This is a genomic window from Variovorax sp. JS1663, from assembly GCF_002157355.1.
GTDB lineage: Bacteria > Pseudomonadota > Gammaproteobacteria > Burkholderiales > Burkholderiaceae_C > Variovorax.
In genome coordinates this window covers 74268-97430 of record NZ_LYMK01000006.1, presented here as the reverse complement: position 1 = coordinate 97430, position 23163 = coordinate 74268, and the positions used below count along the sequence as shown (strand labels likewise).

Below are 23163 nucleotides of genomic sequence, written 5' to 3'. Positions count from 1 at the left end.
CGCTGTCGACCCGCTCGCATGGCCACCAACTTCCTGACCCAGATCTTCGGCAGTCGCAACGACCGGCTCCTCAAGCAGTATCGCAAGACCGTCGACCGCATCAACGCGCTCGAGGCCGGCTTCGAAAAGCTCAGCGACGAGGCGCTGCGTGCCAAGACCCAGGAGTTCAAGGACCGCCTCGGGCGCGGCGAAACGCTGGACGACCTGCTGCCCGAGGCCTTCGCCGTCGTGCGCGAGGGCTCCAAGCGCGTGATGAAGATGCGCCACTTCGACGTGCAACTGCTCGGCGGCATGGCGCTGCACTACGGCAAGATCTCCGAGATGCGGACCGGCGAGGGCAAGACCCTCACGGCCACGCTGCCGGTGTACCTGAACGCACTGACCGGCAAGGGCGTGCACGTGGTCACGGTGAACGACTACCTGGCCAACCGTGACGCGCAATGGATGGGCCGGCTCTACAACTTCCTCGGCCTCTCCGTCGGCATCAACCTGCCGCAGATGCCGCGCGAGGAGAAGCAGCGGGCCTACGGCAGCGACATCACCTACGGCACCAACAACGAGTACGGCTTCGACTACCTGCGCGACAACATGGTCTACGAGACGCAGGACCGGGTGCAGCGCGGGCTCAACTACGCGATCGTGGACGAGGTGGACTCGATCCTGATCGACGAGGCGCGCACGCCGCTGATCATCAGCGGCCAGGCCGAGGACCATACCGACCTCTATCTGGCGATCAACAAGGTGGTGCCCCTGCTCACGCGCCAGGAAGGCGAGGCCGATCCGCGCACCGGCGAGGGCGTGACCAAGCCGGGCGACTTCACGGTCGACGAGAAGACGCACCAGGTCTTCCTGACCGAGGACGGTCACGAGAAGGCCGAGCAGATCCTCTCCGAGTTCAAGCTGCTGCCCGAGGGCGCCTCGCTCTACGACCCGGCGAACATCACGCTGATGCATCACCTCAATGCGGCGCTGCGCGCGCGGCATCTCTACCACCGCGACCAGCACTACGTGGTGCAGCAGGGCGAGGTGGTGATCGTCGACGAGTTCACCGGCCGCCTGATGACCGGCCGCCGCTGGAGCGATGGCCTGCACCAGGCGGTGGAGGCCAAGGAGGGCGTGCAGATCCAGGCCGAGAACCAGACCCTGGCCTCGATCACCTTCCAGAACTACTTCCGCCTGTACGCCAAGCTGGCCGGCATGACCGGCACCGCCGACACCGAGGCCTACGAATTCCAGGAGATCTACGGCCTCGAGACCGTGATCATCCCGCCCAACAAGCCGAGCAGGCGCGACGACCAGCTCGACCGCGTCTACAAGACCACGCGCGAGAAATACGAGGCCGCGATCGCCGATATCCGCGAGTGCTACGAGCGCGGCCAGCCGGTGTTGGTGGGCACGTCCTCGATCGAGAACTCGGAGATCATCGACGGCCTGCTCACCCAGGCCGGGCTGCCGCACCAGGTGCTCAACGCCAAGCAGCATGCGCGCGAGGCCGAGATCGTGGCGCAGGCGGGCCGGACCAAGATGATCACCATCGCCACCAACATGGCAGGCCGCGGCACCGACATCGTGCTGGGCGGCAATGTCGACAAGCTGATCGAGGCGATCGAGGCCGACGAGACCAAGGATGCAGCCGCGCGCGCCGCCGTGGTTGCGCGCCTGCGCGCCGAATGGGACAAGGACCACGAGTTCGTGAAATCGCTCGGCGGTCTGCGCATCATCGCCACCGAGCGCCACGAGTCGCGCCGCATCGACAACCAGCTCCGCGGCCGCTCGGGCCGCCAGGGCGACCCGGGCTCCTCGCGCTTCTACCTGGGCCTGGACGATCCGCTGATGCGCATCTTCGCGGGCGAGCGGGTCAAGGCCATCATGGACCGCCTCAAGATGCCCGACGGCGAGGCGATCGAGGCCGGCATCGTCACGCGAAGCATCGAGAGCGCGCAGCGCAAGGTCGAGGCGCGCAACTTCGACATCCGCAAGCAGCTGCTCGAGTACGACGACGTGTCGAACGACCAGCGCAAGGTGATCTACCAGCAGCGCAACGACATCCTCGATGCGGGCGACCTGACGGCGCAGATCGAGGCGCTTCGCGAGGGCTGCTTCACCGACCTGGTCCGCCAGTACGTGCCGGCCGAGTCGGTCGAGGAGCAGTGGGATCTGGCCGGCCTGGAGAAGGTGCTGGCCGGCGAGTGGGGCATCGACATCCCGCTGCAGAAGGACGTGGAAGCGGCCACCGCCATGACCGACGAGGACATCGTCGAGAAGGTGGTCGCCGCGGCGAACGAGGCCTTCAACGCCAAGGTCGCGCTGATCGGGCAGGAGAACTTCACCCAGTTCGAGCGCATGGTCCTGCTGCAGAGCATCGACACCCACTGGCGCGAGCACCTGGCCTCGCTGGACTACCTGCGCCAGGGCATCCACCTGCGCGGTTATGCGCAGAAGCAGCCCAAGCAGGAATACAAGCGCGAGGCCTTCGAGCTCTTCGGCCAGTTGCTCGATTCGGTGAAGAACGAGGTCACGCGCCAGCTGATGACGGTGCGCGTGCAGTCCAGCGAGCAGCTGGAGGAGGCCGCCGAGGCGATGGAAAGCCGCGGCGAGAACCTGGCCAACATCACTTACAGCGCACCCACCGAGACCGGCGAGGTCGAGGTCCGCGTCGACGAGGAAAGCCAGCGCCGCCTGGCCGCGATCGCCTCCGGCGTGCCGGCCGGCGCCGCCGCCTTCGCGCGCGTGGGCCGCAACGACCCCTGCCCCTGCGGCAGCGGCAAGAAATTCAAGCACTGCCACGGCAAGCTCAGCTGAGCCGCATCCCCGAGGGAAATCTCATGCCCGTGAATCTCTCCGCTCCCGATCCCGCCGCGCTGCATGCGGTCCCCGGCATCCGCATCGGCGTGGCCGAAGCGGGCGTGCGCAAGGCCAACCGCAAGGACCTGACGGTGGTGCTGATCGACGAGGGCGCGGCCGTCGGCGGCGTGTTCACGCAGAACCGTTTCTGTGCCGCGCCGGTGCAGGTCTGCCGCGAGCATCTGCAGAAGGATTTCGGCATCCGCGCGATGCTGATCAACACCGGCAACGCGAATGCCGGTACCGGCGAGGACGGGCTGGCCCGCGCGCGCGCCACTTGCATCGCGCTGGCCCGCAAGCTTGAGCTCGCGCCGGAGCAGATCCTGCCTTTCTCGACGGGCGTGATCATGGAGCCGTTGCCCATCGACCGCATCGAAGCGGGCCTGCCTGCCGCGCTGGCCGATGCGCAATCCGCGCACTGGGCGCGCGCGGCCGAGGGCATCATGACCACCGACACCGTGCCGAAGGCAGCGAGCCGCCAGGTGCAGATCGGCGGGGCGACCGTCAGCATCACCGGCATCAGCAAGGGCGCAGGCATGATCCGGCCCAACATGGCGACCATGCTGGGCTTCCTGGCCACGGACGCGAAGATCGCGCCGGCGCTGGTCCAGCCGCTGGCCAAGGCCCTGGCCGACGCCTCCTTCAACCGCGTGACCATCGACGGCGACACTTCCACCAACGATTCCTTCGTGGTGATCGCGACGCAGAAGGCCGCGCATGCCACCATCGACTCGCTGGACTCGGCCGAGGGCCGGGCGCTGGTGGAGGCGATGCAGGCGGTCGCGCGCCAGCTGGCCCAGGCCATCGTGCGTGACGGCGAGGGCGCGACCAAGTTCATCACGGTGCGGGTCGAGGGCGGCCGCGATGCCGCCGAATGCCGCCTGGTGGCCTATGCGGTCGCGCATTCGCCGCTGGTGAAGACCGCGTTCTACGCGAGCGACCCGAACCTCGGGCGCATCCTGGCGGCGGTCGGCTATGCCGGCATCGCCGACCTGGACCAGACCGGTATCGACCTGTACCTGGACGACGTCCACGTTGCGGTCAAGGGCGGGCGCAATCCGAGCTACCGCGAAGAAGACGGCCAGCGCGTGATGAAGCAGAGCGAGATCACAGTGCGCATCGGGCTTGGCCGCGGCGATGCGGTCGACACGGTCTGGACCTGCGACTTGAGTCACGATTACGTGTCCATCAACGCCGACTACAGGTCATGAACGAGAAATTTGAGAAGCTGATCGAGCGCGCCGAGCAACTCATCACCCGCATCGAGTCCATCCTTCCCCAGCCGCTCGCGGCGCCTGCCGACTGGAGTGCGTCGATCGCCTGGCGCTACCGCCGCCGCAGCTCGGGCCATGGCACGCTCGAGCCAGTGCGCCACCTCGCGGCGATGCCGCTGGATGCACTCAAGGAGATTGACGTCCAGAAGGAGAAGATCGAGCGCAACACCCGCCAGTTCGTGGAAGGCAAGCCGGCCAACAACGTGCTGCTCACCGGCGCTCGCGGCACTGGCAAGTCGTCCCTGATCCGCGCCTGCCTGCACGCCTATGCGCCGCAGGGCCTGCGCCTGATCGAGGTCGACAAGGCCGAGTTGACCGACCTGCCCGACATCGTCGAGGTGGTGTCGCAGCGGCCCGAGAAATTCATCGTGTTCAGCGACGACCTGAGCTTCGACGAAGGCGAGCCGGGCTACAAGGCGCTGAAGTCCATCCTCGACGGCTCGGTGGCGGCGGCCACGCCCAACGTGCTGATCTACGCGACCAGCAACCGGCGCCACTTGCTGCCCGAGTACATGAAGGAGAACCTCAGCTACACCCACACCGAGGATGGCGAGGTGCATCCGGGCGAGGTGATCGAGGAGAAGATTTCTTTGTCGGAGCGCTTTGGCCTCTGGGTGAGCTTCTACCCCTTCAGCCAGAACGAATACCTCGCGATCGTGGCGCAATGGCTGTCCTCCTTCGGTGCCGATGCGAAAACCATCGAGTCGGCGCGCGCCGAGGCGCTGGTCTGGGCGCTCGAGCGGGGTTCGCGCAGCGGTCGCGTGGCCTACCAGTTCGCGCGCGACTACGCCGGCAGGCACTGAACGCAGCCATGGCCGAGGCGCGCAAGCACACCGAAGTGGCGGTCGGCATCTTGATCCGCGAGGCGGATGAGGCGCTTCTGCTTTCGACCCGGCCCGAGGGCAAGCCCTACGCGGGCTACTGGGAATTCCCGGGCGGCAAGATCGAGCCGGGCGAGTCGATCGAGCAGGCGCTGCGGCGCGAACTGCACGAGGAACTGGGTATCACCATCGCCGGCGTGGAGGTCTGGAAGACCACCGAGCACGACTACCCCCATGCGCTGGTGCGGCTGCACTGGTGCAAGGTGCGCGCCTGGGACGGGGAATTCGAGATGCGCGAAGGCCAGGCCATTCGCTGGCAGCAATTGCCGCTCGACGTGACGCCGGTACTGCCGGGTGCCCTGCCGGTGCTCGACTGGCTGGCGCAGGAACGCGGCCTCGCCGGCACAGCCTACTGAATTTTCGGATCGCCGAAGGGCTCGTCCTCGGGCGGTGCCTCGGCCGGCATGCGGAATTCCTCGGTCGCCCAAGCGCCGAGATCGATGCCCTTGCAGCGCGCGCTGCAGAAGGGGCGGTAAGGATTGCTCGGGCCGTAGACGCTGTCCTCGCCGCAGGCGGGGCAACGGACAATGCGTTCACCCGACGGGGTCTTCCTGTTCGTCGCCATGGGGTCAGGCGCAGAGAGTGAGCTCGAAGGGGGTGTCTTCCATGCTCTTGTGCAGGCGGTCATCGGCCTCGTGCCGCATCAACCGCACCGACACCATCAGCCGGTTTCCGCTGATCTCCGGGATGAGTCCGAAGCGAGGGTCGATGCGCAGGCGCAGCAGCTGGAAGCTGCGGCCCTGCGGCAGCGGCTGCTGGAACTGGCCACGCGTGGCGATGACCTTGTAGGGTACGTCGGCATCGCGAAGCAGCTTCAGCAGCAGGTAGATCGACTCGGCCAGCGGCGCCAAGGTGGCGGACCAGCGCTCCAGGCCGGCCCGCCGCTCCGTGGCCGGGCGGTGCTGCCACGCGTAGTAGGCCGGCAGGTCGAACTCGCAGGTGCCGCCCGGGATGCTCGCGCGGCTGCGGATGCCCATCAGCCATTCGTTCTCGGTCAGCGCCTGCCCAGCCTTGCCCGGGATGGTGTTGAGCGTGGCGAAATTGCTCTCCAGCTTGGAGACCACCTGGTTCAGGAGGGCCTCGGAGATCGCCGGATTGCCGCGATAGCCGTTGAACACGTTCTTCTGCTTGTCCAGGTCGCGCAGCACGTCAGCCTTCAAGTCGGCGCGCGCGGCCACGTCCATGATCTCGAAGATCGTGACCAGGGCGTAGTGGTGAGACAGCGGCGAATCGGCCGGCACCAGCTCGCCGAGCCGACGGAACAGGTGCTCCAGCCGCAGATAGGTCCGGATGCGCTCGTTGAAGGGGTATTCGTAGAGGATCACGCGTTTCTGTCGGGTTCCTGTCGGAACATGATAGCCCCTCAGGGCGATTTCGCAGGCGGCACGGGCAGCACCTCGCGCACCGCGGCCAGCATGTGCTCGCCCAGCGCCAGTTGCCCATGCATCGACAGGTGGGTGTCGTTCGGGAAATAGAAGTCCATCACCTTCGGATACATCTCGCGCGCAAAGGCGTAGAGGTCGGGGCCGAGCCGGGCTTCGCGGAAGCCGGCCTCGAAATCTTTCGAGAAGTCGGGCTGCAGGTAGACGGTGTTCTTGTTGGGGATCACGATCCACATCTGCGGGATGGTGGCGCTGTGGCTGTCCTTGAAGGCCTTGATCCGTGCCAGCGTGTCCTTGGTCAGCGGGCCGTTGCGGATGTCATCGATGAAAACCGGCAGCTTCTCGCACTCCTTGTGGGAGAAATAGTTGCAGCCGTTCGGCAGTGCACGCAGTTGCGTGTTCTTGTTGAACACGAGCTCCACCGGCGACTTCCTCGCGCGCCAGGCGTTGTAGTAGGCCTCCGGGCCGGTGTCGAAGCGCGCGGTCCAGTTGGGCAGCGCGTCCGGTCCCGGCAGCTTGGCCGGGGCGACGAAGGGGTCGAGCCGGGCCTCCAGGGGCTTGACGACCTTGTCGCAGTGCTGGCCGTCCACAGTGCGCTCGTCCAGCAGGCGCTCCACGCTCTCGAAGATGATCAGCTTGCCCTTGAAGCCGGAGCGCTCGATCCATTGGTCGAAATCCTTGCACATGACCGTGCCGTACTGGCCCCAGTAGGTGGTGGCGACGCGGTAGCCCGCCTTCACCAGCGATGCCTGCCAGTAGAGCGTCATCGAGAAGCTGTCGCCGATGACCAGGATGTCGGCGTCCTTGACCGGGGAGGCCTTCAGCAGCGACGGGTCGATGGTCGGTGCCGGCTTGGTCCAGCCAAAGTCCTCCTCGGGCAGGTGTCCGATGCGGGTCAGGTCGCCATAGGGGGGCAGGGTGGTCAGGGAGACGAGCCACATCGCGAACACCAGCACGTAACCGATGACAAAGATGCGCAGCCAGACTTTTGCGAGCGTCATGTCTGTCGCTTGATCAGAATTGGAAATACAGGAAGGGGCTGTAGCCGCCCAGCTTCGACACTGCCCAGGCGAACAGCACGAAGGTGCTGGCGGCAATGAAAACGGTCGAGGTTGCCGCCATCACGCGGTGGCCGACCACCGATTGCGGGTGGGGCACCCAGCGTTCGAGCGTGATGGTGGGCGGCAGCGCCAGGCAGATCACCAGCCCGATCAGCATGGTCTTGAAGAAGTCGTTCTTGCGGTAGGGCATGAGCCCCATTTCGCTGAAGGCGGTTGGCGGTGCGCCGTGCATGCCGAGCATGCCCTTGTAGATCGCGATGGCGGTGTGCATGCCTTCGGCGCGGAACACCACCCAGGCGATCATCACGCACAGGAAGGTGAGCGCCCAGCCGAAGACTTTCGCGATGCGGCCCGGCGCCGCGTTGCGCCGCACCTTGGCATTCCACAGGTGGTTGACCATCAGGTAGGCGCCGTGCAGTGCGCCCCAGATCACGAAGGTCCAGGCGGCGCCGTGCCAGAGGCCACCCAGCAGCATGGTGAGGAACAGGTTCAGGTAGCGCCGGGCCGGCCCCTTGCGGTTGCCGCCCAGCGGCACGTAGAGGTAGTCGCGCAGGAAGGTCGACAGCGAGATGTGCCAGCGGCGCCAGAACTCGATGATGTTGGTCGACTTGTAGGGCGAGCGGAAGTTGAGCGGCAGCTGCACGCCCAGGCACAGCGACAGGCCGACCGCCATGTCCGAGTAGCCCGAGAAATCGAAGTAGATCTGCAGCGTGTAGGCAAGCACCCCGAACCAGGCCGTGTACAGCGTGGGCGCCGTGCCCTGGTGCGCACCGTTGAACACCAGGTCGGCGTACTGGCCCATCGGGTCGGCGATCAGCAGTTTCTTGGCCAGGCCGAAGCTGAAGATCGCCAGGCCCGCCGCGATCTTGTTCGGGTCGGGCTTGTAGGTCGCCGGGTTGGCGAACTGCGGCATCATCTGCGCGTGGTGCAGCACCGGGCCCGCGATCAGGTGCGGGAAGTAGGTGACGAAGAGGGCGTAGTGAACGAAGCTGCGCTCATGCACCTTGCCCTGCCAGCAGTCGACCAGGAAGGCGATCTGGGTGAAGGTGTAGAAAGAGATGCCGATAGGCAGCGCGATGTGCAGCAACTCCATGGGCGTGAAGCCCGCGGCCGCCAGCCCTTCGTTGACGTTCGAGAGGAAGAAGTTGGCGTACTTGAAGATCGCCAGAACGCCGAGGTTGACGACCAGGGCCACGATCAGCAGGCGCTTGCGCTGGACGTCCTCGCGGCCCGGCGCCGGCGTCAGGCGCAGCCCGAACCAGTAGTTGATGCAGATCGATGCCAGCAGCAGCGGCATCGCCTTGACGCTCCACCATCCGTAGAAGAAGAGCGAGGCCAGGGCCAGGAATCCGGCCGCGGCGCGCACGTTGCGTTTGCCGATCCAGAAGAAGCCGAGCAGGACGATCGGGAAATAGACGAAAAGGAACGCGTGCGAATTGAAAAGCATCTCGGATGGGGCGCGCTCGCTGGGGCCTTGTGCGCCGTCTTCTTCTGATCACGGGGGGCGCCGCTGCGGCGGCAAACCCTGCATTATCGCGTGACCGCGCGGAGTATTAACCCCAAGGTAGAGCGCGGACCTCCTGGCGGAGTTCCTCGAGCGACATTCCCTCGTTGAATATCACGGCGTCGGCGGCGGCACGGCGCTCGCGCCGCGTTGCCTGATGCGCGATGACGGCGCGCACCGCCTCGGGTGACCAGCCAGAGCGCGTGACCACACGCTGCAGCTGGGTTTCTTCGGTCGTGTCGACCACCAGCACCCGGTCGACCCGGGCCCGCCAGCGCTTCGACTCGACCAGCAGGGGCACGTCGAACACGATCAGCCCCGGCCCGGCCGCGGTGGCCTGGGCCTCGCATTCGAGGCCGATCACGGGGTGGAGGATGGCCTCGAGCCGCTGCTTGGCGGAAGGGTCGGCGAAGACCAACTCGCGCATGCGGGCGCGGTCCATGCTGCCGTCCGCGGCGATCACCGAAGGCCCGAAGGCAGCCTCGACCGCCGGCATGGCTGCGCCCCCGGGCTGCGTGATGGTGCGCGCAATGGCATCGGTGTCGATCAGCGTGGCACCGCCGTCGACGAGCATGGCCGCGACCGTGCTCTTGCCGCTGCCGATGCCGCCGGTGAGGCCGATGCGCATGCCGTGAGCGCCCCCGCGCTCAGAGGCCGACCGTGCGCAGGATCGCGTCCGGGCCGAAGAGCATGGCCGTCAGGCCGGCGCCGGCCAGGAAGGGGCCGAAGGGCACGTAGCCGCCCTCGCGCAGGCCGCTGTTGAACTTGAGGATCAGGCCGATGACGACGCCGATCACCGAGGCCATCAGCACGATCGGCACCAGCGCCTGCCAGCCGAACCAGGCGCCGAAGGCGGCGAAGAGCTTGAAGTCGCCGTAGCCCATGCCCTCCTTGCCGGTGGTGAGCTTGAACAACCAGTACACCGCCCACAGCGACACGTAGCCGGCCACCGCGCCCCAGACCGCATTGGCCAGGCTGATGCCCGTGAAACCACCGATGGCGGCGAGCAGCCCGGCCCAGAGCAGGGGCAATGTGATGTCGTCGGGCAGGTAGGTGGTGTCCCAATCGATCAGGGCCGCGGCCAGCAACGCGGCCGTGAAGCCGCACCAGGCCAGGCCGCCGAACTGGCCGGGCATGCGCCACACGCACCAGGCGAAGAGCGCTGCAGTGGCGAGTTCCACCAGCGGATAGCGCAGGCTGATCGGCGTCTTGCAGGTGGAGCACTTGCCGCGCAGGAAGAGATAGCTCAGGACCGGCAGGTTCTCATACCACCGGATCGCGTGACCGCAATGCGGGCAGCGCGAGTGCGGCACCATGAGGTTGAAGGGTTCCTGCGCCTTGCCTGCCTCGGCCTCGGCGCCGGTCAGCTCCGCGCATTCGGCGGCCCACTGCCGTTCCATCATCTTGGGCAGCCGGTGGATCACCACATTGAGGAAGCTGCCGATCATGAGCCCCAGCACGCCGGCCAGCGCGGCGTCCACCCCCTGCGACACCAGCATCAGACGACCTGGCCGAGCTTGAAGATGGGCAGATACATCGAGACCACGATGCCGCCGATGATGACGCCCAGGAACACGATGATGATCGGCTCCATCAGGCTGGAAAGGCCCGCGACCATGTCGTCGACCTCCGACTCGTAAAAGTCGGCCGCCTTGCCCAGCATGTGGTCGATGGAGCCGGACTCCTCGCCGATGGCGGTCATCTGCAGCACCATCGAGGGGAAGAGGTTGGCGTTGGTCATGGCCGTGGTCAGGCTGGTACCGGTTGAGACCTCCTGCTGGATCTTGACCGTGGCATCGCCGTACACGGTGTTGCCCGAGGCACCGCCCACCGAGTCGAGCGCCTCGACCAGCGGCACGCCAGCGGCGAACATGGTGGCCAGTGTGCGGGTCCAGCGCGCGACGCAGGACTTGTCGATCAGCGCGCCGAAGATCGGCAGGCGCAGCAGCAGGCGGTCCATGAAGCGCTGGACCTTCTCGTTGCGCTTCCAGGCCTGGAAGAAGAAGTACAGGCCGCCGCCGATCACGCCGAAGATCAGCCACCAGTAGGCCACGAAGAACTCGCTCACCGCCATGACGAAAAGCGTCGGCGCCGGCAGGTCGGCGCCGAAGGAGGTGAACACCTGCTTGAAGGCCGGGATCACGAAGATCATGATGATCGCCACCACCACGAAGGCGACCACGATCACCGAGGTGGGGTACATCAGCGCCGACTTGATCTTCGACTTGATGGCCTCGGTCTTCTCCATGTAGGTGGCGAGGCGGTCGAGCAGCTCTTCCAGGATACCGGCGGCCTCACCGGCCTCTACCAGGTTGCAGTAGAGGTTGTCGAAGTACTTCGGGAACTTGCGGAAGGCGGACGACAGCGAGGTGCCGGTCTCGACGTCACTGCGGATGTCGTTGAGCAGCTTGGCCACGCTCGGATTGGCGTTGCCGCGGCCCACGATGTCGAAGGACTGCAGCAGCGGGACGCCGGCCTTCATCATGGTCGCGAGCTGGCGCGTGAAGATCGCGATGTCCTTGGGCTTGATCGCCTTGCCGGCGCGCATGCGCCGCTTCTTGATCTTGGAGGCCAGCACCCCCTGGCGGCGCAGCGCGGCCTGGACCTGGTTCTCGCCGGCAGCGCGCAGCTCGCCCCGCACCACCTTGCCGTTGCGGTCCTTGCCTTCCCATTCGTAGACGAATTCCTTGTGGGCCGTCCGGGATGATGCTGCTGCCGTTGCCATTCAAACTCCGCTTCTCTATTCGTTGGTCACCGCGAGCACTTCCTCGAGCGAGGTGAGGCCCTGCATGACCTTCTGCAGTCCTGACCGGCGCAGCGAGCGCACGCCCTCGGACTCGGCCTGGTGGGCGATCTCTAGGGCGCTGCCGTCGCGCAGGATGATCTTCTGGATCTCTTCGGAGACCGGCATCACCTGGTAGATGCCCACGCGGCCCTTGTAGCCGCTGTTGCAGGCAGGACAGCCGACCGGCTTATAGGGCTTCCAGGTGCCGTCGATCTCGCCGTCCTTGTAGCCGGCGTCGAGCAGGGCTTCCTTCGGCACGTCGACCGGGACCTTGCAAACCGGGCAGAGGCGGCGCGCCAGCCGCTGCGCGGTAATCAGGATCACGCTGGAGGCGATGTTGAAGGGGGCGATGCCCATGTTGCGCATCCGCGTCAACGTGGTCGGGGCGTCGTTCGTGTGCAGGGTCGAAAGCACCAAGTGACCGGTCTGCGCGGCCTTGATCGAGATGTCGGCGGTCTCGAGGTCGCGGATTTCCCCGACCATGATGATGTCCGGGTCCTGGCGCAGGAAGGCGCGCAGCGCGGTCGCGAAGGTCAGGCCCGCCTTTTCGTTGACGTTGACCTGGTTCACGCCGGGCATGTTGATTTCGGACGGGTCTTCCGCGGTCGCGATGTTGACGCCCGGCTTGTTCAGCAGGTTCAGGCAGGTGTAGAGCGAGACGGTCTTGCCCGAGCCCGTCGGGCCCGTGACCAGCACCATGCCGTAGGGGCGGCTGATGGCATCCAGCAGCCGCGCCTTCTCGTCCGGGTCGTAGCCCAGCGCATCGATGCCCATGCGCGCGCTGCTGGGGTCGAGGATACGCACCACGATCTTCTCGCCGAACAGCGTGGGCAGGGTGCTGACCCGGAAGTCGATCACCCGGTCCGGGCCGATCTTGAGCTTCATGCGGCCGTCCTGGGGCACGCGCTTCTCGGAGATGTCCAGCCGCGAGATCACCTTGATGCGCGAGGCCAGTTTTTCCTTGATGACGGTGGGCGGGGTGGCGATCTCGCGCAGTTCGCCGTCGATGCGGAAGCGCACCCGGTACTGGTGCTCGTAGGGCTCGAAGTGGATGTCCGATGCCCGCATGCTGAAGGCGTCGAGCAGCATCTTGTGCAGGAAACGGACGACCGGCGCGTCCTCGACCTCGGCGATCGCCGATTCGTTCTGGTCGGCGGTTTCGGCGATCGTGGAGTCGTCGAACTCGAACTCGGCGCCGACGATGCTGTCGATGGTCTCGGAGGCGCTCACGGCCGCTGCTTCGACCATGCGCGAGAGCTTGTCGTACTCCGCAATCACCCAGTCCACGCCCATCTGGGAGGCGAACTTGATCTTCTCGACGGCCTGCTGGTCCGAGGGGTCGGCCGTTGCGACGATCAGGCGGTTGTTGCGTTTGCTCAACACCACCACCCGGTAGGCCTGGCACAGCTTGGTGTCCAGCAGGTCCTTGGGCAGGCGCTGGGGGTCGACGGCGTCCAGGTCGAGCAGCGGTGCGCCGAAGGCGCTCGACAGGGTGTGGGCCAGGTCGGCCGGCGACACGGCACCTGTGCCGGTCAGTTCCGCGATGAAGCTGGTGCGGCTGCTGGTCGCCTTCTGATAGATCTCCTCCGCGGTCTTCGCCGGCAGCTTGCCGGCGGAGATCAATGCGCGTGCCAGCCCGGGCAGGGCGATCGATGCGCTTTCTTTGGCGAGAGGTTCAGCAGCAGCCATTCAATGGAATGTAACAAGACGTGAAAAAGTGCATCACGATCATCGCTGATCGCCCGAGGGCTGTAAACCGCTCCATTTGGACCGAAGCGCGCAGCATTTTGCGTTTACAGCCGGAAAGGCGTGTCGAAATGAAACAAATCGGGTTAACCGGCCCTGCAATTCCGAAAGGAAGGACTTGATCGGCAAAGCCGATGCTGGGGCCTCCCCGGAAATCGAAACAGGCGCCCGCGCCCTTTCTGAAGTTCCCGACCTTTTCCAGCGTTTGAACGAGGCGCCAGTTTAGGCCTAAACAGGGCAAACACCTCGTCCGCCCGGGGTGAGTGCTTGCCCTGTGGCGGCGGCGCATCGCCGGCGGCCGTGAACTACCTTGCCGCTTCCACTTTCAGGCGTTCGTTCGGCGACTCGCCGAACATTTCCGGCGCATAGAGGGCCTCGACACGGCTCGGCGGCAGCGCGAAATCGCCGACGTTGTTCAGCCGCACCGTGTACTCCATCTTCACCACGCCTTTGGGCAGGTATTCGTAATAGCTGCGGAAGGCCTCGAAGCTGCGCTCCTCGAAGGCGGGCCAGCCGGCACCGGAACGCTTTTCTCCCTGCGTCGCGATCTGGGAATCGCGGCCCAAACCGCTGCCGAGGATGGTGGCGCCGCCCGGGATCGGGTCGGTGATCGCAACCCAGGTCATGTCCGCGCTGGCATTGACTTCCAGGCTCACCCGCAGAACGTCGCCGCGCGTGTAGACGCCCTTGACCGCCTGCTCCACCGGCGTCACGGTCTTCTTGATCGCATAGCCGGCCGCGAACGGCGCCTTGAGCTGAACGGCCGCGACCGACTGGGCCGTGAGCCAGGGCCTCCCGCTGCCGCTCTGGGTGACCAACAGGGTGTCGCGCGCGGCCGGGGCTCCGGCCGGCCAGGGCAGGAACATGCTGTTGTTGCGCAGGTTGCCTGGCGCCGCAGGCGCACCGAAGGCCGTCGTCTGGTTGGGCGCGCCGCCCGGATCACCTGTCTTGACGCGCTCGACCTTGCTCCAGTCCACCTGGGCTTTGGCATTGCCCAGGTTGGCGGCGGTGATGCCGGCGACCGGGGTGTTCTCGAACTGCTTCGAGAACTTCTCGAGCGCCAGGCCACCCCAGAGGTTGGCCGTGGTCGTGTGCCAGGCGCCCTTCTGCTGACGGCCGATGAAGCCGCTGGCCAGCCGTCCGATGTCCTCCTTCCACGCAGGATCGTCCAGCACGGCCAGCAGCAGGCGGGCCGTGTTGACGTCCCCGTTGGCCATCAGCCACCACCAGTAGTCGTCCCGCTCCGTGCTGAAGACCAGCTTCGTGCCCTGGTAGCTCAGGCGCGCCTTCAGCACGTTGTTGGCCTCGTCGAGGCGCTGCTGGCGCTGCGGTACGTCGGGCACGCGCTTGAGGATGTTGATCCAGTCGATGACCGCGCTGGTCGGCCACTGGTTGGGCGCGATGGTGAGGCTGCCGGTCATCCGCCCCTGGGCCTTGCCGTAGCGCGACAGGGCCTCCAGCGCGGCGAGCTTGCGCACGTCCAGATCCTTGCGCGGGCTCCAGAACTCGCGCTGGATGCGGCCTTCGACGAAGGCGACCAGCCCTTGCTCCATGGGCGCCCGGGCCGCGTCGGGCAGGGCGAAGGCCGGATCCAGCGCGGCGGCCTCGTGGGTGGCGGCCAGCACATAGGCGGTCAGGATGTCGCTGCCGCGGTTGGCTTCGCCGTCGCGTGGTGGGAAGTAGCTGGCCAGGCCGTCGCCGTCGAGGTAGCTGGGCAGCTGCGCCACCACCGCCTGCCAGGCCTTGCCGTCCCGGAGTCCGATGGACTTGCTGGTCTTCTGCTCAAGGCAGGCATAGGGATAGGCAGCGAACCAGTCGCGCACACCCGTCAGGCCCTCGGCCAGACGCGGCTGCAGCGAGAGCTTCAAGCCGCCGCGGCCTGGCAGGGCGTCGGCTGGGGGCGCCACGTCGAGGGTGAAGGGGCCGTCCAGCTGCACCAGCGTGGCCTGCTGCACCGTGAGCGGCACCGCCGGCACGATGCGCTGCCGCACCTTGAGCGCGTCGCGCGCGCCGCCGATCGTGTCGCGCGCTTCGATCTCCCAGAGGATGGCCTCGGCGCGGGTCTGCGCCAACTGTGCGGGCGCCGTCACCATCCAAGCCAGCTCGCGCGCCTCGCCGCCCGGGATCTCGACCGTCTGCAGAGCAAGTTCAGCCCCCACGCTCGTCACTGCGTGTACTTCGCTGCCCCCCGAGGGGGCGCTCGCTTGCTTGGGGCGGCCCGGCGCGGCGCTCGGCTTGAGCGAGGTGTCGCGCAGCGCGGCTTCCACTTTCATCGGCTTCTGAGTGGTGTTGCGCAGGGTGATCTGGGCGCGGAACTGATCGTCCTCGCGCACCAGTGGCGGCAGGCCGCTGACGATCTGCAGGTCCTGGGTGGCCTGGATGGAGGTCTGCCCCGTGCCGAAGAGGCTGGTGCCGGCATCCGCCACCGCCACGATCCGGAAAGTCGTCAGCGCGTCGTTGAGCGGTACCGTCACCGTGGCCTGGCCGTTGGCATCCAGCACCACGGCCGGATTCCACAGCAGCAGGGTGTCGAGCAGCTCGCGGGTCTGGCCCTTGCCGCCACCGCCGCCGGCCGGCACCGCCTTGCGGCCGTAGTGCCGGCGACCGACGATCTCCATCTGCGCGGTGGCGGTGGAAACGCCCCAGCTGCGCCGCTGCATCATGGCCTCCAGCAGCTTCCAGCTGTCGTTGGGCATCAGCTCCAGCAGGGCCTGGTCGATCGCGGCCAGCGCGACCTCGGCGCCGGCGGCGGGCTTGCCGTCCGGCAGCTTGGCCGAGATGGTGACCTGCGCTTTGCCGCGCACCGGGTAGCTGGGCTTGTCGCTCGCCACCTTCACATCGATCTGGTGGGCCTGGGTGCCGACGCGGATTTCCGCCAGCCCGAGGCGGAAGGCCGGCTTGCTCAGGTCGACCAGCGCGGTGGGCGCCACATATTCCTTGCCCTCGTACCAGAAGGCGGTCCACCACTCGCGCGGTGCCTTGAAGCCCCAGGTGAAGAAGCTGTACCACGGCACCTCGCGCAACCGTCCGCGAAGCGCGAGCACGCTGACGTAGGCATTCGGCCCCCACTCGGGCTTGACCTGCAGCGTCACCGTCGGATCCTTGCCGTCGAGCTGGACGACCTGCGTCTCGATCACGCCCTCGCGCTCCACCGACACCAGCGCGGTGGCGAAGCGGAAGGGGCTGCGCACCTGGAAGCGGGCGGTCTCGCCGGGCTGGTAGTTCTTCTTCTCGGGCAGCACGTCGATGCGGTCGTGGTCCTCGCCGCCGAACCAGAGCTCGCCCTGGCGGGTGACGTAGACGGTGCTGGAGGCGCGGCTGTCGCGCCCGTCCTTGTCGGTGGCGCTGGCGATCAGCTCGACCTGGCCGGCCTCCTTGAGCTCGGCCTCGCACAACAGCAGGCCGCGGGCATCGCTCTTGCCGCTGCAGACGGTGCCGATCTCCTTCACCTCGGTCTTGTTGTCGTAGGTGTAGAAGCCACCCACCATGCGCTTGCGGCTGGTGGTGGTGATGCGCGCGACGGCCCGCACGTTGAGCGTCACGCCTTCCTGCGGCTTGCCGGCAAGATCGAGCGCCAGGGCCTGGAACTTGAGCTTCTGGCTGACCGAGACCCAGCTCTCGGTCTTGACGCCGGCGATCACGGCGGCGGGCCAGAGCGTCTGCATGCCGCGCAGGGTCTGCACCTCGCCGTTGGGGTCGGAATAGGTGGCTTCCAGCAGCAGTTCGCGCGGCGTCGCCTTGGCCAGGGGGATCTTCTCGATGGTGAGTTTGCCGGCACCGTCCTTGTTGAGCGTCAGCGGCAGCTTGTCGGCGATCACGCGCAGGTCCTGCGATGCCGATTCCGACTCCTCGGCATCGGCGGCAGCCTGGCCGTCGGTGCGCGGCGGCGAGAAGCTGAAGGCGTCGAAGTCGGGGAAGGACAGGCTCTTGGCCCGCACGGCCGCCGTCACCCGCACCGGCAGGTTGCCCGCACCGCCGCCGGCCACGTAGTTGACCTGCACGTCGGTGGGCAGCGAGGTCGCGGCCACCAGCGGCTTCTTCTCGGCCGGCGCGATCCGGCCTTCCAGCACCGGCAGGCGGAATTCCTCGACGCGGAACTGGCCGGTGCCGAAGCTGCGCGGGCCGCCGTCCTCGGCATCGGCGCTGCCTTCCTTGCCGCTGCGCAGTTCCACCTGGTAGAGCCCGAGCTTGGCCGCGGGCGGGATCGCGAAGGTGTTCTCGCCGCTCTGGCCGCCGGTGCGCGTCTTGCGCCAATTCAGCGGCTGGGTGAACTGCTGGCCGCTGCCCACGTGCGTCACGACCAGCGTGTCGGGCAGGGTCTTCGGAAGACCGAAGCCTTCGCGCGTCTGCGTGCGGATCAGGTGCTTCATCGACACCGTCTCGCCGGCGCGCAGCAGGGTGCGGTCGAACACGGTGTGGGCCACGCGGTCGGGCTCGGGCTCCATGCTGGTCGGCACATTGAAGCGCCAGGGCTCGATGCCGCGCTGCCAGTCGCTCCAGGTGAAGGCAAGGTCCTCGACGCCGCGCTCGTCCTTGGCACGGGCGCTGACGAAGTAGGCGTCGCCGCTGTAGTCCTCCTCGCTGGAACAGCTCGGGGGGCTGGAGGAGATGCCGGCCAGCTGCACGAGGCCGCGCGCATCGGTGGTGCCGGCGGCGATTTCCTTGCCGTTGCAGTCCGACACGCGCACCGCCGCGTTGGGGACCACCTTGCCCTTGTCCAGGGTCGTGACCCAGGCCAGCGCGTTCTCGCGGCCCAGCTTGAAGTGCACGGCCAGGTTGGTGGCCAGCGCGGTGGTACGCACGTACATCGTGCGGCCGGCGCCGTAGCGTTCGTCGAGCAGGGCGTCGCCCAGTTTCTGCGAGGCGATCTCCAGCACGTGGAAGCCCGGTGTCAGCGGAATGCCGATGACCTCGAAGGGCCGCGGGTCTCCGCCCTCGGCCCTGGGCATGTCCAGCGTCTTCACGCGGGCCTGGCCGCCCAGCAGCGACAGCATGCGCGTCTGGACGCGCTCGCGCTCTTCCTTGTCGATCACCTTGGGCAGTGCGCCCTTGACGTCGCGCGCCGCCTGCGTGCGCGACATCATGTAGTTGCTTTCGTAGCGGCGCACCTTGCGGAACCAGGCAATGATCTCGGCATCCGTCTTCGGGTTGAGGTCGCTGACCTGACCAGGCGTCAGCGCCTGGACCTGCAGCGCCGGCTCGACGCGCCGCACCGTGACCGGCATCAGGGCCGTGCCACCGGGCTCGGCCAGACGCTCGACCACGCCGAAGGGCGAAGCGGCGAACTTGGCCAGGGGCGGCATGGCGCCCGTGGAGACTTTGAGCGGAAAGCTGTCGGGCGCGGCCAGGGCGCGGCCCGAGGCATCCTCGAACTTCGCGGGCAGCTCGATCGTGAAGGGCGTCTGCTCGGCAAAGGGCGGCGGGAAGCTGACCGAGTCGACCACCGCGTCCTCGTCCTTGGCCGCGCCTTCGTCGTCGAACTTGGGCTTGAAGGTCTTGCCGGCGCCCTTGAGCGTGATCTGCGCCGCGAGCTTGCGCGCCACCGGCGCATTGAACTGCAGCACCATGGGCTTGAGCGGCAGGCAGGCCGACTGGGCGTTCTCGCGCTCGCAGGTGAAGGACGCGGCGAAAGGCTCCCGCACCTGGAAGTTCATGCGCCGCTCGACCGCGTTGGCCACGCCGGATGGCGTTGCGACGCCCTTGCCGTACACCAGCTGCAGGCGCCCGCCGGGTGTCAGCCGGCGATTGCACTGGAGCGTGACGAAGCGCAGCGGCGTCTTCTCGGCATCCCGCTCGCGGCCGAAGGCCTTGAGAAGGGCCTGCCGCTGCTCGCCCTCGACCAGCCGCACCGGGATGCGCTCGCCCACGCCGTCGGCCTGGCACCAGATGTTCTCGCGCGCGCTTTCCAGCGTGGCCGGGCCGTTGAGCTCCAGCATGAACTGCTGCTCCTCGTCGATCCGGCCATAGCTCGGCTGCCAATTGCGCACGAAGGGGCCGCCGCTCCCGAACTGGTAGCGCTCCGGCCCGGTCAGCTCCGCGCCCGAGGCCGACTTGAAGCCCGCGATCCGCGTGACCGTGCAGCGCACGCCCGGCGGCAAATCGTTCTCGAAGTCCCAGACCCATTGCTTGTCGCCGGTCCAGCGCCCCGTACCCTTGCCGGCCTGCGCGTCGCTGCAGCTCACCGCGAGCGGGGCGGGCGCCTTGGGGTCGCCGAAATTGATGGCCGCCTGGTCGAACTTCGCGACCACTTGGCGGATCCGAGCCACTTCACCCTGCGGCGTGAGGCTGGTGATCTGCAGTGCCTGCGCGCCGAGGGCGCAGAGGGCCAGTGCGGCGGCCGCGAAGGTCCGCATCGTCGTTTTCGTTCTCGTTTTCAACAGACTTCTCCTTCGGGGCGCGAGCGTAGCGCAACTCCCGCGCGGCGACGCGGATGAGCCATAGCCGTCCACTATGATCGATCGATATGAAACTGCTGTTCAGCCATCCCGCAGGCAACCAGAACGTGCGTGCCATGCTCGACGGGCTGGAGGCCGCCGGCATGCTCGCGCGTTTCACGACCACGCTGGCGGTCGCGCCGGACAACCCGGCCCTCAAGCTGGTACCCCAGGGCCTGAGCCGAGACCTGCTGCGCCGCCGCTTCAACATCCCGCGCGAGAAGATCCTGCAGCATCCGTGGCGTGAGCTGGCCCGCGCCGTCTGCTCCCGGGCCGGCTGGAACTACTGGCTGCGCCACGAGCAGGGCTTCGCCTCCATCGACGGGGTGCTGCAGGACTTCGACCGCTTCAGCGCCCGCGCCCTGCCGCGCCTGCACCGGCGCTTCGGCCTGGGTGCCGTCTATACCTACGAGGATTCCGCGCTCGACACCTTCAAGGCGGCCCGTGCGCTGGGGGTCAAGTGCGTGTACGACCTGCCCATCTCGTACTGGGAAGTCGGCCGCAGGCTGATGGAAGAGGAAATCCAGCGCCTGCCCGCCTGGCGCCAGGCGCTGGGCGGCGGCATGTCCGATTCGCCCGCCAAGCTGGAGCGCAAGGCGAAGGAGCTGGAGCTGGCCGACCTGGTGGTGGTGCCGAGCCGCTTCGTGGCCGATTCGCTGCCGGCCTGGGCCGGGCAGAAGACGCGGGTGCTCTCGCCCTTCGGCTCGCCGCTGTCGGCCGCCGCGCCGGCGCCGAAGACGGTCGATCCCTCGAAGCCGTTGCGGGTGCTCTTCGTCGGCTCGATGGGCCAGCGCAAGGGCCTGGCCGACCTGTTCCAGGCCATGCAGCTGCTCAAGGGCGAGAACATCGAGCTGGTCGTCATGGGCTCGCTGCTCGCCGATCTCGACTTCTACCGCGGCCAGTACGCCGGTTTCACGCACGAGAAGGGCCGCCCCCACCCCGAGGTGCTGGCGCTGATGCGCAGCTGCGACGTGTTCTGCCTGCCCTCGCTCTACGAAGGGCGCGCGCTGGTGATGCAGGAGGCCATGAGCCAGGGCCTTCCGATCGTGATCACCCCCAACACCGGCGGCGACGACCTGGTGGTCGAAGGCAAGACCGGCTTCCTGGTGCCGATCCGCTCGCCGGAGAAGATCGCCGAGAAGCTGGCCTGGTTCAACCAGAACAGGCAGGCGCTGCCGGCGATGAGCGAGGCAGCGGTGCAGCATGCGGCGAGCTACACCTGGAAGGGCTACAGCGAGGTCGTGATCGACGCGATCCGCAAGCTGGGCTAGGAACAAGAGAACCTGCCATGACCACCTGCCGTTCGACGGGCTTGCCGTCGATGCCGGCGACCTCGCGATGAAGCGCTACTGGGAAATCGACGCACTGCGCGGGCTGATGCTCGTGCTGATGACCTTCACCCATCTTCCGACGCGCTTCACCGATCCGCTGGGGCAGCCCTTCGGCTTCGTCTCGGCGGCGGAAGGCTTCGTGCTGCTCTCGGCCTTCGTCGCCGGCCTGGTCTACACCCGCATCAGCGACCGCCAGGGCGTGGACGCGATGCGCCGGGCCTTCTGGCGGCGCGCGCTCAAGGTCTACTTGGCGCAGGCGGCGACGCTGCTCTTCCTCTTCACCATCATCACGAAGGTCGGCCTGCGCATCGACCAGCCGGCAGTGAAGAACCTGCTGTCCTTCTACCTGGCGAACCCGCCCGAGGGCTTCGTCTATTCGCTGCTGCTGGTGTACGAGCCGGCGCTGCTCGACATCCTGCCGATGTACATCTTCTTCATGCTGATGAGCCCCTGGGTGCTGGCCTTCGCGCTGCGCCACGGCTGGACCGGCGTGATGGTGGCGAGCGCCGCCTTCTGGGCGCTGGCGCAGTTCGGGTTCAGCGAGTGGCTGTACGGACTGGCTGCGCTGTACCTGCACTTGCCGGTTCCTTTCCATGAGATGGGCGCGTTCAACGCCTTCGCCTGGCAGTTCCTGTGGTTCGCCGGGCTGTGGATCGGCGCCAGCCGGCATGCGCCGGATGCCGAGCCCTTCCGCTTTCCGCGCTGGCTCGTCGCGATCGCCATCGCGCTGGCCGTCTACGGCATCTGGTGGCGCCACCACGGCATCAACGGCCAGGCACCCTTCGGCGGCGACGAAGAGCTGAACCTGCTGTTCGACAAGTGGCAGCTCGGCCCGCTGCGCATCGTGAACCTGGTGGTGCTGGGCATCGTCGCGGTGCGTTTCGGCCCCGGGCTGATGCGGCGCATCCCGCGCCTGCACTGGCTGGAAGCCATGGGCGCGGCTTCGCTGCCGGTCTTCTGCGCGCACCTGGTGGCGGTGCTGCTGGTGCTGGCCTTCTACGGCGACAGCCAGACCGCGCGGCCCTGGTGGGGCGATGCGCTGCTGCTGGGTGCGGTGTTTGCGTGGCTGTACGGGGTGGCGCGCGCCACGCTGTGGTGGGACAGCCGGCCGCCGAAGGGCCGCTACCGCGACACCGGGGCGATGGACAGCTCGGCCTGATCCGCCGGCCGCACCAGCTGTGCGCCGATCACGGAGCGCCACAGCCGGTAGCCCTCGTCGTTGAGGTGCAGCCGGTCACCCCGGAACAGCTCGGGCCTTGGCCGCCCGTCCGCTCCCAGCATCGGCGTGAACACATCGATGTACTCGCTGTTCGGCAGCCGCCGCAGGTAGGCCCCGATGATGTCGTTGGTCTCCCGCATCTGCGGCTGCAGCTTCTCGCGCGAGGGGCTTGGCTTGATCGAGATGTAGCTGATGCGCGCCTCCGGCAGCGCGGTTCGCACCGTGTTCGCGAACTGCGCGAAGCTCTCCAGGATCTGGATCGGCGTGCGGCCTTCCGCCAGGTCGTTGTCGCCCGCATACACCAGCACGTGCCGCGGCTTGTAGCGCAGCACCAACTCGCGCGCGAAGTAGCTGCAGTCCGCCATGGTCGAGCCGCCGAAGCCGCGGTTGATGACCACCGGCAGCTGCGGAAAGTCCTGCGCCAGCCGCGTCCAGAAGCGGATGGTGGAGCTGCCGACGAAGACCACGCCGCCCTCGCTGGGCCATTGCTGCCGGTCGGCGGCGTCGAAGGCGGCGAGTTCGCTGCGCCAGCGCGCCTGCGCTGCCAGGTAAGCGGGGGAGGGGGCGCCGTCCGGGCCCGGGGCATTCGGGAACTGGGCCTGTGCGCCGAGCGTCGCGAAGAGCAGCGCGATCGGCAGCAGGAGCCGGCGGGCCGCCTTGGCGGCAGGAGCAGCGTGCATCGACACCATCGAGTTCAGGAAA

The 23163-nt window shown here is 67.4% G+C and carries 16 protein-coding genes; 6 read left to right on the top strand and 10 right to left on the bottom strand.

The window, feature by feature from the left end:
• The first annotated feature begins 18 nt into the window (after positions 1 to 18).
• The 4 genes from secA to A8M77_RS07525 are packed head-to-tail and all read left to right on the top strand — an operon-like array spanning position 19 to position 5355.
• The gene (gene secA, locus A8M77_RS07540) at positions 19 to 2802 is read left to right on the top strand and encodes a preprotein translocase subunit SecA (protein ID WP_086920935.1); all 2784 of its coding nucleotides are present in this window, start codon (positions 19 to 21) and stop codon (positions 2800 to 2802) included.
• A 23-nt stretch (positions 2803 to 2825) separates the two neighbouring features.
• On the top strand, positions 2826 to 4055 hold the full coding sequence (gene argJ / locus A8M77_RS07535) for a bifunctional glutamate N-acetyltransferase/amino-acid acetyltransferase ArgJ (protein ID WP_086920934.1): 1230 nt from the start codon (positions 2826 to 2828) through the stop codon (positions 4053 to 4055).
• Positions 4052 to 4921 (top strand): ATP-binding protein, encoded by an 870-nt coding sequence (locus A8M77_RS07530; RefSeq protein ID WP_086920933.1) that lies wholly within the window; start codon positions 4052 to 4054, stop codon positions 4919 to 4921. Before argJ ends, A8M77_RS07530 begins: the two co-directional genes overlap by 4 nt.
• 8 nt (positions 4922 to 4929) lie before the next feature.
• Positions 4930 to 5355, top strand: a complete 426-nt coding sequence (locus A8M77_RS07525; RefSeq protein WP_086920932.1) for an NUDIX domain-containing protein — start codon at positions 4930 to 4932, stop codon at positions 5353 to 5355.
• Here A8M77_RS07525 and A8M77_RS07520 read toward each other — a convergent pair.
• The 9 genes from A8M77_RS07520 to A8M77_RS07480 form a co-directional block, all read right to left on the bottom strand.
• Positions 5349 to 5564, bottom strand: a complete 216-nt coding sequence (locus tag A8M77_RS07520) for a DNA gyrase inhibitor YacG (RefSeq protein ID WP_086920931.1) — start codon at positions 5562 to 5564, stop codon at positions 5349 to 5351. The two genes, A8M77_RS07525 and A8M77_RS07520, sit on opposite strands and share 7 nt — an antisense overlap.
• Positions 5565 to 5568: 4 nt before the next feature.
• A complete protein-coding gene (gene zapD, locus A8M77_RS07515) occupies positions 5569 to 6324 on the bottom strand; it encodes a cell division protein ZapD (protein ID WP_086920930.1) in 756 nt (251 codons plus the stop codon).
• A gap of 38 nt (positions 6325 to 6362) precedes the next feature.
• A complete protein-coding gene (locus A8M77_RS07510) occupies positions 6363 to 7382 on the bottom strand; it encodes a hypothetical protein (protein ID WP_086920929.1) in 1020 nt (339 codons plus the stop codon).
• A 13-nt stretch (positions 7383 to 7395) separates the two neighbouring features.
• On the bottom strand, positions 7396 to 8889 hold the full coding sequence (locus A8M77_RS07505) for an MBOAT family O-acyltransferase (RefSeq protein ID WP_086920928.1): 1494 nt from the start codon (positions 8887 to 8889) through the stop codon (positions 7396 to 7398).
• A gap of 106 nt (positions 8890 to 8995) precedes the next feature.
• Complete coding sequence (gene coaE / locus A8M77_RS07500) at positions 8996 to 9574, bottom strand: dephospho-CoA kinase (RefSeq protein ID WP_086920927.1); 579 nt, start codon at positions 9572 to 9574, stop codon at positions 8996 to 8998.
• A 19-nt stretch (positions 9575 to 9593) separates the two neighbouring features.
• Positions 9594 to 10445, bottom strand: a complete 852-nt coding sequence (locus A8M77_RS07495; RefSeq protein ID WP_086920926.1) for a prepilin peptidase — start codon at positions 10443 to 10445, stop codon at positions 9594 to 9596.
• Positions 10445 to 11671, bottom strand: coding sequence for a type II secretion system F family protein (locus A8M77_RS07490; RefSeq protein WP_086920925.1), 1227 nt, complete (start codon positions 11669 to 11671; stop codon positions 10445 to 10447). The genes A8M77_RS07495 and A8M77_RS07490 overlap by 1 nt, the downstream gene beginning before the upstream one ends.
• Before the next feature lie 15 nt (positions 11672 to 11686).
• The gene (pilB, locus tag A8M77_RS07485; RefSeq protein WP_086920924.1) at positions 11687 to 13420 is read right to left on the bottom strand and encodes a type IV-A pilus assembly ATPase PilB; all 1734 of its coding nucleotides are present in this window, start codon (positions 13418 to 13420) and stop codon (positions 11687 to 11689) included.
• Between the two features lie 362 nt (positions 13421 to 13782).
• Positions 13783 to 19830 (bottom strand): alpha-2-macroglobulin family protein, encoded by a 6048-nt coding sequence (locus tag A8M77_RS07480; RefSeq protein WP_086920923.1) that lies wholly within the window; start codon positions 19828 to 19830, stop codon positions 13783 to 13785.
• Positions 19831 to 19940: 110 nt separating this feature from the next.
• Here A8M77_RS07480 and A8M77_RS07475 point away from each other — a divergent pair, with 110 nt between their 5' ends.
• Complete coding sequence (locus A8M77_RS07475) at positions 19941 to 21182, top strand: glycosyltransferase family 4 protein (protein ID WP_086920922.1); 1242 nt, start codon at positions 19941 to 19943, stop codon at positions 21180 to 21182.
• A 67-nt stretch (positions 21183 to 21249) separates the two neighbouring features.
• Complete coding sequence (opgC, locus tag A8M77_RS07470; protein WP_086920921.1) at positions 21250 to 22401, top strand: OpgC domain-containing protein; 1152 nt, start codon at positions 21250 to 21252, stop codon at positions 22399 to 22401.
• Here the strand turns inward: opgC and A8M77_RS07465 are convergent.
• Positions 22365 to 23141, bottom strand: a complete 777-nt coding sequence (locus A8M77_RS07465; protein WP_086921045.1) for an SGNH/GDSL hydrolase family protein — start codon at positions 23139 to 23141, stop codon at positions 22365 to 22367. The genes opgC and A8M77_RS07465 overlap by 37 nt on opposite strands.
• Positions 23142 to 23163: the final 22 nt, after the last annotated feature.